Here is an 11,573-nt window from a genome sequence, read left to right as displayed (position 1 = left end):
TCATAAAAAACACATAAGATTATATTACAAAATAAATTTTGATACTTTTTGAGGTTTAGTGATAATTCATATAGTCATTACACAAGATAAAAATTGTTAAGCCATAACACATGTTCGATTTACATCAATTAACTGTGCTTTTACATACTAGCGGTAAACATACTACCCTAATATATAACGATTAATTCGATAATAAATAATTAATTCTGTCTACATCAGCACCGGAAAGTGGCGAGATTATGATGTTTACAGATTGTGCTTTCTTTGCTGTCAATGGTAATGCGATTGCCATTGATTTTCGTTAGTAATCTTAAGTAAGAGAAGCAGAATAAGCTACTGCTCATTCTGTTTGTACTAGAGTAATTGTATTTTGACTTGATAAGTGACCTCTAACTTTAAGTAAAATATATCAGAGATTCCCGACCCTATACCCCACAAAAAATAATAAATTGCCTCAAAGTCTGTTCAAACAGAGACTTTGATTGCTGAGTACATTATTAATGCATATTAATAGATGCAGTATTGCAAATGAGATAATTAATAGATGCAGTATTGGTTGAAAGTTAATTTAAGAGCCTAAAACCATCAATAAATTATCCTTTAAATGCGGAGTAAATCCTACCGCTAAATCTTAATGCATATAATACACTCACTTTCTAATTCTGGCTATTTCTGATTCTTATATTCACGTGTTCTGATAATGCAGTTTTGAGGCGGGGACAAAAATCAAGTTATGAACAAAACCTTTGCAACTATCGATGGGAATGAAGCTGTCGCCCGTGTTGCTTACAAACTAAATGAAGTGATTGCCATTTATCCCATCACCCCCTCTTCAGCAATGGGTGAATGGGCAGATGCTTGGTCAGCCGAAAGTCGTCCTAACCTCTGGGGGACTATTCCCAGCGTTGTGCAGATGCAGAGCGAAGGGGGAGCGGCTGGTGCTGTGCATGGGGCATTACAAACAGGTTCTCTGAGTACCACCTTCACGGCATCTCAGGGATTATTGTTGATGATACCCAATTTTTACAAAATTGCTGGTGAGTTGACTAGCGCTGTGGTTCACGTTGCCGCCCGTTCTTTGGCTACTCATGCTTTATCAATTTTTGGCGACCATAGCGATGTGATGGCAGCTCGTGCAACTGGTTTCGCCCTGCTGTGTTCCGCTTCGGTGCAGGAAAGTCAAGATTTTGCTCTCATTGCCCATGCTGCTACTTTAGAGGCGCGAGTCTCTTTTATGCATTTCTTTGACGGCTTCCGCACCTCTCATGAAGTGCAGAAAGTCAAATTGCTTTCAGATGATGATTTGCGATCGCTAATCCACGATAACCTAATACTCGCTCACCGCAGCCGCGCCCTCACCCCAGACCGTCCAGTATTGCGGGGGACTGCCCAAAACCCCGATGTCTACTTCCAAGGACGTGAAGGGGCGAACCCTTATTACAACGCCTGTCCAGAAATTGTCCAGCGGATCATGGATGAATTTGGAGAACGCACAGGAAGGCATTATAAAATCTATGAATATTACGGTGCCAACGATGCCGATCGCGTTATCGTTCTTATGGGTTCAGGTTGTGAAACCGTCCATGAAACAGTAGATTACCTTAACGCCCGTGGTGAAAAACTTGGTGTAGTGAAAGTGCGACTTTACCGCCCCTTTGATGTCCAAAGGTTTGTTGCAGTATTACCCACTAGTGTAAAAGCGATCGCAGTTCTTGATCGCACCAAAGAAGCAGGTAGCGCCGGTGAGCCTTTGTATTTAGATGTTGTGGCTGCTATTCATGAAGGGTGGGGGGATGAGAGCAGGGGAGCAGGGGAGCAGGGGAGCAGAGAGGAAGTTTTAGTAAGTCTTTCCCCTGGGTCACTGAGCGTAGCCGAAGTGCTGCCCCTCCCCCCCTCTGCCCCTCTGCCTAAAATTGTGGGTGGTCGTTATGGTCTTTCTTCTAAGGAATTTACTCCGGCGATGGTGAAGGGCATCTTTGATAATCTTGCCGAAGCTAAACCGAAGAATCATTTTACGATTGGGATTAATGACGACGTTAGTCATACTTCCTTGAGCTTTGACCCTAGTTTCTCTACAGAATCGGATAATGTTGTTCGGGCAATGTTCTATGGGTTAGGCGCTGATGGTACAGTTGGCGCTAACAAAAACTCCATCAAGATTATTGGTGAGGAAACTGACAATTACGCCCAAGGCTACTTTGTCTTTGACTCCAAGAAATCTGGCTCAATGACTGTCTCGCATCTCCGCTTCGGTAAAGAGCCAATTCGCTCCACCTACCTAATTGACCAAGCTAACTTTATTGGTTGTCATCACTGGGGATTTCTAGAACGCATAGATATTTTGAAGTCTGCTATTCCTGGAGCAACTTTGCTGCTTAACAGTCCATACAATGCAGATACCGCTTGGGAATATCTGCCGTTGAAGGTGCAACAGCAAATTATCGACAAGCATTTGAAGTTATACGTAATTAACGCTAGTCAAGTTGCCCGTGAAAGTGGCATGGGTGGCAGAATTAACACTATTATGCAAGTATGCTTCTTTGCCTTAGCGGGAGTCTTGCCGCAAGAAGAAGCGATCGCTAAAATCAAACAAGCGATTGATAAGACTTACGGTAAAAAAGGCGTAGAAGTTGTCCGCATGAACTTGCAAGCTGTAGACAACACCTTAGACAACTTGCATAAAGTAGATGTCCCACAAACAATCCCCATTCCTAACTCCTCACTCCTAACTCCTAACTCCTCACTTAATTCTGCTCCCGAATTTGTACGAGAAGTTCTGGGCAAAATCATGATTTGGGAAGGTGATGACTTACCTGTTAGCAGACTACCTGTTGATGGCACTTTTCCTGTAGGTACTGCCAAATGGGAAAAACGTAACGTAGCCGAAGAGATACCTGTATGGGAACCGGATGTCTGCGTACAATGTGGTAAGTGCGTGATGGTTTGTCCACATAGTGCCATCCGTGCTAAGGCTTATCAAGCCGATGAGTTAGTTAATGCACCAGCAACCTTTAAGTCAACGGGTGCAAAAGATAAAGACTTTGCCAATCAAAAATTTACCATTCAAGTTGCCCCAGAAGATTGCACGGGATGCACTATTTGTGTAAATATTTGCCCTGCTAAAAATAAATCTGAGCCATCGCTGAAAGCAATTAACATGGCGCAGCAGTTGCCATTACAAGAGCAAGAGCGGAAGAACTGGGATTTCTTTTTGAGTTTACCTAATCCTGACAGGCGATCGCTAAAATTAAACCAGATTCGCCAACAACAACTGCAAGAACCTTTATTTGAATTCTCTGGTGCTTGTGCAGGTTGTGGGGAAACACCTTATCTAAAATTATTAACACAATTGTTTGGCGATCGCGCCGTCATCGCCAATGCTACAGGTTGTTCTTCAATATATGGTGGTAATCTTCCTACCACTCCTTGGACAACCAACACCGAAGGACGCGGCCCCGCGTGGTCTAATAATCTATTTGAAGATAACGCCGAATTTGGTTTTGGCTTTCGCCTCTCCCTCGACAAACAAGCTGAGTTTGCGGCGGAATTGTTGCAACAGTTGGGAAGTGAAATAGATGAAAACCTTACCCAGTCAATCCTGAAAGCTGAACAAAAATCTGAAGCTGACATTTGGGAACAGCGGGAAAGGATAGAACTGTTGCAGCAGAAGTTAGATGAAATTGTCACTTTCGATCCCAAGCTAAAATCTCAAATCCAAACTCTCAAATCCCTTGCAGATTACTTGGTGAGAAAAAGCGTCTGGATTGTTGGCGGTGATGGTTGGGCTTATGATATCGATTTTGGCGGTATCGATCATGTAATTGCTAGTGGTCGCAATGTCAACATCTTGGTGATGGATACAGAAGTGTATTCTAATACAGGCGGTCAATCTTCTAAAGCCACGCCACGAGCCGCAGTTGCCAAATATGCCGCCAGTGGTAAGCCCGCACCAAAGAAAGACTTAGGGATGATTGCCATGACCTACGGAAATGTCTACGTAGCGAGTGTAGCCCTTGGTGCCAGAGATGAACATACTCTCAAAGCATTTTTGGAAGCAGAAGCTTATGATGGCCCATCACTGATTATTGCTTACAGCCATTGCATCGCCCACGGCATTAACATGACTACAGGGATGAATCATCAAAAAACTCTGGTAGAATCAGGTCGTTGGTTGCTGTATCGGCATAATCCAGAGTTGCTTAACCAGGGTAAGAATCCATTGCAATTGGATATGCGATCGCCTACACAATCTGTAGAACATTCGATGTATCAAGAAAATCGTTTCAAGATGCTCACTAAGAGTAAACCAGACGTAGCCAAACACTTGTTAGAACAAGCGCAAGCTGAGGTAGATGCACGTTGGCAAATGTACCAATATCTCGCAAAGCGCGACATTCTCTGAACATTAGCCCTAGTTTTGGTTATAAAAATAACGACTTGAGTAACTCAAGTCGTTATTTTTGTTACAAACATCATTATTTTCGTTACAAACTCACCATTTTGGTTAGTAAAATCATTATTTTCGTTACAAACATCGTAATTTTCGTTACAAACTCACCATTTTGGTTAGTAAAATCATCATTTTCGTTACAAATATGATTATTCTGATTAGTAAAACCATTATTTTTATACTAACGCTGTAGTTTAAGTTGTGCTGAACCTAAGTTTTAGACAATAAACGTGCAAATATTGAATTTGGTTTTTCAAGATAATCTGTAAGAAGATTGCAATATCCACTACAAGTATTTTCTAAGCACTGAAGTGCTTACTACAAACTTTCAAAACTAGCTTAACAAAGTACTAGTACAACACGGCATAAATAAACCACCTATTCCAAATTAATGAAACGCTTACGCTGTATTGATTTTTAATTTTTAATTCGTCCTTGCGGTACTTGTATCTTTGATCGTGACTAACGACAAATAACTCATAAAAACTAATACAGGAGAAATGATGGCAAATTCAGTTTTCAACTTATCTACGCTCAACGGCACTAACGGCTTTGCCATCAACGGCATCAATAAATATGACACTTCAGGCAATTCTGTAAGCAGTGCGGGAGACATCAACGGCGACGGCATCGACGACCTGATTATCGGGGCACCAGATGCTGACCCCAACGCCCCTTCTTCAGGGCAGAGTTACGTGGTATTTGGCAGCAAGGATGGTTTTAGTCCCCAATTTAACCTCTCCACCCTCAACGGCACTAACGGCTTTGCCATCAACGGCATTAATCCAGGTGACGACTCAGGCCATTCTGTAAGCAGTGCGGGAGACATCAACGGCGACGGCATCGATGACCTGATTATTGGGGCATCGACTGCCTCCCCCAACGGCAAGTATTCAGGGCAGAGCTACGTGGTGTTTGGTAGCAAAGAAGATTTTAGTCCCCAATTTAACCTCTCCACACTGAACGGCACTAACGGCTTTGCCATCAACGGCATCAATCCAATTGACCAATTATCAAGCGGTTCTGTGAGCAGTGCGGGAGACATCAACGGCGACGGCATTGACGACCTGATTATCGGGGCACCACCTGCTAACAATACTTTAGGGCAAAGCTACGTGGTGTTTGGCAGTAAAGGTGGTTTTGATGCCCAACTCAACCTCTCTACCCTCAACGGCATTAACGGCTTTGTGATCAACGGCATAAATAGATATGACTTCTCAGGCACTTCTGTCAACAATGCGGGAGATATCAACGGCGACGGCATCGACGACCTGATTATCGGGGCACCTATTGCCCCCAGTGGCGAACAATTAGGGCAGACCTACGTGGTGTTTGGCAGCAAGTCCGGTTTTAGTGCCCAATTTAACCTTTCTACCCTCAACGGCACTAATGGCTTTGCCATCAACGGCATCAATGAAAATGACACTTCAGGTAGTTCTGTAAGCAGTGCGGGAGATATCAACGGCGACGGCATCGACGACTTGATTATCGGGGCATCTAATGCCTCCCCCAACGGCGACTTCTCAGGGCAAAGCTACGTAGTATTTGGCAGCAAATCCGATTTTAGTGCCCAATTCAACCTCTCTACCCTCAACGGCACTAACGGCTTTGCCATCAATGGCATCAATCCAGATGAAAAGTCAGGTAATCCTGTAAGCAGTGCAGGAGACATCAACGGCGACGGCATCGACGACCTAATTATCGGGGCACCCTTTGCCTCCCCCAACAGCAACAGATCGGGGCAGAGCTATGTGCTGTTTGGCCGCAAGTCCAGTTTTAGTGCCAGTTTTGACCTCTCCAACCTTAACGGCACTAATGGCTTTGCTATCAACGGCATCAATCCAGGTGACAACTTAGGCTACACTCTCAGCAGTGCAGGAGACATCAACGACGACGGCATCGACGACCTGATTATCGGGGCACCATTTGCCTCCCCCAACAGCTTATTTTCAGGGCAGAGTTACGTGCTGTTTGGCGGTAAAAATATCGGTGTCACGCCTATCTTAATGGGCACGCCTGGTGCAGATATTCTCATCGGTACGCCCAATAATAACATTATTGAGGGCAATGTTGGTAATGACACCCTTACAGGCAACGGTAGTCAAGATAAATTTATCTTTCACCCTGGCGATGGCATTGACACCATAACCGACTTTAGCGGTGTAGGCAAAGGTTCAAAAGCTTCAGTATCAGCAATTCCTCAAGTGGACACGTTGGAATTTACAGGTAGTGGATTGACTGCTAAAAATCTGCAATTAACTCAAAATGGCGACAATCTAGAAGTCACTTTTGAAGATATCGCCAACACCAAAGTCATCCTACAAAACTTTCAACTAGAAAACCTGGAGAATTTACCAGCGTCAGATAGCAGAGCAGCTATAGGCAATATAGAGTTTGATGGACAGACTAACATCGCTGACAGCTTTGATGTCTTTGATGCTAACTCCACTCAAATCAATTTGTTTAACAAAAACACAGTGACATTCCTCAATGACCTTAACAATAACATCACGGGTTTTTACAATTCCAATGATGTGATTAATGGTCAGGGAGGTGATGACATCATCGATGGCAAGAGTGGCAACGATTATCTACGTGGTGGTGCTGGCAATGATACCCTCATTGGTAGTGCAGGTAATGATACTCTCGTTGGCGGTGCTGGTGCTGATATATTCCTTTACAACACCAATGCTGCTTTTAACGGCTCTGCAATTGGCGTAGATACCATTAGTGACTTTAAGAGTTCTGAAGGTGACAAGATTTTACTAGATAAAACTTCCTTTAGTACCATTACCTGTGTTCCAGGAAATGGTTTTAGTAACGCCAGTGATTTTCAAGTCACTCATTTAGCAGGGACTAGCACGGCGAAAATTGTGTACGATCCTGTGAGTGGACAGTTGTTCTACAACCAAAATGGCAGCGCGGCGGGTTTTGGCAATGGTGGTTTATTTGCAACTCTAACTGGTGCGCCAACTGTCACAGCATCAGATTTTGTCTTGCAAGCGTAGTTTTTCCAAAACACGAAACTACTAGCTCGGAACTTTGAAATTGAATCCTTTACTAATACCAATTAAATTAATGATTGCAACACATACTTGGGTAGAGACGCGATGAATCGCGTCTCTACAAATGATCTATTTGTCGCATTCTTTTCTCTAATTGGTATAACAACTCTCGGCTATTTACATAGACGAGTCATTTCAAACAATTGCTGGGCATTACTTCCTAAAAAAGCATCAAAAAGTACCTGCTTTCCAGGTTCCACATCTATTAGATAGCGCTGGGCTATTTCATAATAGGCATAAGTCCAAGGAATCTGAATTTCTGCACCACTGTTATCATCTAACACTGTCACCATTTCTGTTATTGCTTGAGTTGCAGTTTGCCGCAAACCACAAGCAACATTTCCCTCTATCTCTGCTTTCATTGGTACACCCAGGTTAGCCAAAGCACTAGCGGTAGTATCAATGTCTGGATATTCTGGGGTATTCTGGCCGTTAACGTAGCCTGTAAAGTGGTTGACAGCATATCCGTGCAGCAACACCCAAGCCCCATACTGAGTAGCCTGATTCACCTCTTCAACAACAGAACGTTGGGGAGGTTGCCAAGGGCGGCTGAAGACTTGTTGGAGTTGTTCGGCGATGGTTTCTGAGTCTGCGTTTTTTTGTAGAAGAGTAAGGGGTGAGGTCAGTTCCTTTGGGATTGAAGATACTGTTTTAAAGATGAGTTGAGCAATATTGCTAGGCAATTCATCGACAATCAACTCGCTGATAAACAGCTTGGGTAAATTAAATTCCTCTTGCTGCGGATGACGATAATGACGGGCGTACAAATGAGTTTGAGCAAAGGTATACTCTCCAGCCGCCACATAACCTAAAGCTTCTGCAAGTTGTCCAAGATAGTCAATTCCTAAGTTAAGTTTACCTTGTGGAGTATCTACTAATAAACGCAAAGACCGAAAGGCGATGTGGTCGTTGGCGACAGTTCCACCCGCAGCAATAATCATTTGCTGGTAGGTACGAGCATGATTTACCCTGGCACTGTATTCTTGCCAAAGTAATTTCCATAAATTAAGGGCTATTTTATTTGTCATTTGTCATTTGTCATTTGTCATTTGTCATTTGTCATTGGACATTAAGCACTGGTTATTTCTCCCTTCCCCTAATATTTTAAGAACTTAAAATCTCGCTGATAATCTGAAGGGCTATCTGAATTTGGTCGCTGTCGATAACTAGAGGGGGACAGAAACGAATTGCTGCTTTACCGCAACCTAGCAATAATAAACCGCGTAAAAAAGCTTCTTGGATAATGCGATCGCGCAATTTATGATCGAGATTACCCTGTTCATCTAATAAATCTACCGCTACCATCAAACCCTTACCTCGTGGCGGCGATACTCTCGGAAATCTTTGATGCAACTGGATAAGACTAGCTTGTAATAATTCTCCCATTTGGGTAGCGTTGGTCATTAAACCACTTTCTAGCAGTCGCAGTGTAGCAATACCAGCCGCACAAGCTACGGGATTACCACCAAATGTAGTAGCGTGAGAACCAGGAGGCCAAGTCATTAACTCTGGTCTAGCTAGTATCGCTCCTAATGGCATACCACTGGCGATACCTTTAGCAGTGGTAATGATATCAGGCATCACACCCCAATGCTCGATCGCAAATAAGCGACCAGTCCGCCCCATTCCTGCTTGTACTTCATCCACTACCATCAGAATACCGTGGCGATCGCATATCTCCCGAATTCGCTGTAAAAAACCATCTTCGGGTACGATATATCCACCCTCTCCTTGAATCGGTTCGACAACGATCGCTGCTACTTCTTGCGGTGGTAAAATTGTCGTAAATAGCTGTTGTTCCAAGTAATCTAAGCTAGCGTGAGTGCCGTAGGGAATGTGAGTCACCCCAGGAACTAAAGGGCCAAAGTTAGCTCGCTGCACTACTTTAGAACCAGTGAGAGACATTGCCCCATAAGTGCGTCCGTGAAATGCGCCTAAGAAGGCTACGATTAGCGATCGCTTGGTGTAATATCGAGCTAGTTTGATTGCTCCTTCGTTAGATTCTGCCCCGGAATTGGTGAAAAATATTTTTGCGGGAAACACAGCATTACTCTGTGGGTGGGGAAAGGGAGCGCGAATTGCTAATTGTTCCGCTAATTCCACCATCGGCTCATAATAAAAATCTGTCCCTGACATGTGCAACAGACGCGCCGACTGTTCTTGAATTGCTTTGACGACTTCCGGGTGGGCGTGTCCGGTGGCGGTAACGGCAATACCTGCGGTCATATCCAGAAATACATTGCCATCCACATCTTCTACCATACAGCCCTGACCGCGAGATACAACTAACGGGTAATCACGGGTATAAGAAGGAGAAGTTACGGCGCGATCGCGTTGTACAATTGCTTGAGCGCGAGGCCCAGGTAAAGAAGTTATTAAATTGGGTGTACGAGGTAAATTTAAGTTAATAGGGATACTTAACATTATTTTTTCGATTTTTTAAAGATTACTGATGATTAAACGCTAAAGCTTGATTAGTTACAGTAGCATTTGATGCCATTGGTATGGAAATTACGCATTTAACGAAAAAGCTTCATAGTCAAGATTTTCGTATTTTGTAAGACTTTGCCCGTTTTTATAACACAACTTCTGCGATCGCGTCATATTATATTTTTTGAAGCAAGCATAACAGCTTCACTATTAGATGTCAGGGTGGAAGCTACAGAAGATTTACGGAAGAAAGTGTATTAAATCCACAGAGAATTACTATATGCAAAAATTAATAAAAGTCTCTGAGATAATCAACCAATGACTTGGGCATCTGGACAAAAGTTACACCGCGATCGGTATGAAATTAAACAAGAGTTAGGACAGGGGAACTTCGCTATTACTTATCTTGCTGAGGATCGGGATGGCAAGAATGTTGTGATTAAAACATTGAATCCCAATTTGCTTAATCAATTAAGTAACGAAGACCGCGATCGCTTAAAATCAGGTTTTGCAGATGAATCCCGTAAACTAGCAATATGCAAACATCCGAATATTGTCCAAGTCATTGATACCTTCGAGGAAGGTGATTTAAAATGCATGGTCATGGAGCATATTCTAGGAGATAATTTAGCCAAGATTGTCCAACCGCGAGGATTTCTCCCTGAAAAAGAAGCCCTAAACTATATCCAGCAAATTGGGAAAGCACTCATAGTAGTGCATAAACAAGGATTTTTACATCGAAATGTGAAACCAGAAAATATCATTTTGCGGGCGGGTACGCATCAGGTTGTTTTGATAAACTTCGATTTAGCACGAAGATTTATTGATAACCCAGTGTCAAGTCGCGGTAACTTGGTTGACAAATTTACACCAATTGAACTGTATTCCAACTCTCCTAGACAACAGGCGCGACGTAAACCTTGGACTGATATTTATTCTCTTGCGGCAACTTTATATTTTTTATTAACAGGAAAACTGCCAGAAAGTGCAATTGAGCGCCAAGATAACAATAAGCGTTTAATTCCACCTAAAGAATTGAATGATAAGATTAGCGATCGCGTCAATCAAGCCATTCTCCACGCAATGGAACTACAACCCGACAACCGTCCCGAAACAGTGGAAGACTGGTTAAAAGAATTGGGTTTCAAAACAGCAGGTTTTTCTCTTCCCAAACTTCCTTGGACACAACCCTTGTGGGCGTGGATATTAGAGATTATGGGTGTATTAGCATTATTCGCAGCCTTGATATCAGGAGTCAAAGACGGCACAGATTTATTCAAAGATTGGTTCCCAGACAAATCAGCACCTACCAATCCCCCAACACAACAAACGCCATCATCTTCCGGTAAACCACAAAATAGGTAATAGGCTAGACTTACGCAAAAGTTGGTTTTCAAGTCACATTAGTTGCTTTTGCGACTCCAAAAGCTAGTTTTCAAGTCACATTAGTTGCTTTTGCGACTCCAAAAGTTAGTTTTCAAGTCACATTAGTTGCTTTTGCGACTCCAAAAGTTAGTTTTCAAGTCACATTAGTTCTGGACTTTAGACTAAAGGTGAGCGATCAGTAAGTGAGAGGGTGGGCAAAAAATAAAGGGATGCCTGTAATCACAAGCACCCCAGTAACGGAA

General features: G+C 43.1%; 5 protein-coding genes. 3 read left to right on the top strand and 2 right to left on the bottom strand.

Annotated elements, in window-relative coordinates; genetic code table 11:
- The first annotated feature begins 733 nt into the window (after window positions 1–733).
- Together nifJ and V7K61_RS06605 are read left to right on the top strand one after the other, a co-directional pair.
- The gene (gene nifJ, locus V7K61_RS06610; RefSeq protein WP_335052034.1) at window positions 734–4,402 is read left to right on the top strand and encodes a pyruvate:ferredoxin (flavodoxin) oxidoreductase; all 3,669 of its coding nucleotides are present in this window, start codon (window positions 734–736) and stop codon (window positions 4,400–4,402) included.
- Window positions 4,403–4,950: 548 nt separating this feature from the next.
- Window positions 4,951–7,458, top strand: a complete 2,508-nt coding sequence (locus V7K61_RS06605; RefSeq protein WP_335052032.1) for a beta strand repeat-containing protein — start codon at window positions 4,951–4,953, stop codon at window positions 7,456–7,458.
- Between the two features lie 170 nt (window positions 7,459–7,628).
- Here V7K61_RS06605 and V7K61_RS06600 read toward each other — a convergent pair whose 3' ends face one another.
- Window positions 7,629–8,543 carry a DUF1338 domain-containing protein gene (locus V7K61_RS06600; RefSeq protein ID WP_335052030.1) on the bottom strand — a complete coding sequence of 305 codons (915 nt, stop codon included), beginning with the start codon at window positions 8,541–8,543 and terminating at the stop codon, window positions 7,629–7,631.
- A 76-nt stretch (window positions 8,544–8,619) separates the two neighbouring features.
- Window positions 8,620–9,939 carry an acetyl ornithine aminotransferase family protein gene (locus V7K61_RS06595; RefSeq protein WP_335052028.1) on the bottom strand — a complete coding sequence of 440 codons (1,320 nt, stop codon included), beginning with the start codon at window positions 9,937–9,939 and terminating at the stop codon, window positions 8,620–8,622.
- A gap of 324 nt (window positions 9,940–10,263) precedes the next feature.
- Between V7K61_RS06595 and V7K61_RS06590 the strand changes: the two genes are divergently transcribed.
- Entirely contained in the window at window positions 10,264–11,310 is a 1,047-nt protein-coding gene (locus V7K61_RS06590; protein WP_335052027.1) for a serine/threonine protein kinase, read from the top strand.
- Window positions 11,311–11,573: the final 263 nt, after the last annotated feature.

The sequence above is a fragment of the Nostoc sp. genome (assembly GCF_036918015.1).
Taxonomy (GTDB): domain Bacteria; phylum Cyanobacteriota; class Cyanobacteriia; order Cyanobacteriales; family Nostocaceae; genus Nostoc.
Note: the sequence above shows the minus strand (reverse complement) of the source record. Positions and strands in the feature narration are given on the sequence as shown.

What these genes read in the sequence shown, in the direction of transcription:
- nifJ (WP_335052034.1), top strand. Translation starts at nt 734, where the DNA reads ATGAACAAAACCTTTGCAACTATCGATGGGAATGAAGCTGTCGCCCGT.
- V7K61_RS06605 (WP_335052032.1), top strand. Translation starts at nt 4,951, where the DNA reads ATGATGGCAAATTCAGTTTTCAACTTATCTACGCTCAACGGCACTAAC.
- V7K61_RS06600 (WP_335052030.1), bottom strand. Translation starts at nt 8,543, where the DNA reads ATGACAAATAAAATAGCCCTTAATTTATGGAAATTACTTTGGCAAGAA.
- V7K61_RS06595 (WP_335052028.1), bottom strand. Translation starts at nt 9,939, where the DNA reads ATGTTAAGTATCCCTATTAACTTAAATTTACCTCGTACACCCAATTTA.
- V7K61_RS06590 (WP_335052027.1), top strand. Translation starts at nt 10,264, where the DNA reads ATGACTTGGGCATCTGGACAAAAGTTACACCGCGATCGGTATGAAATT.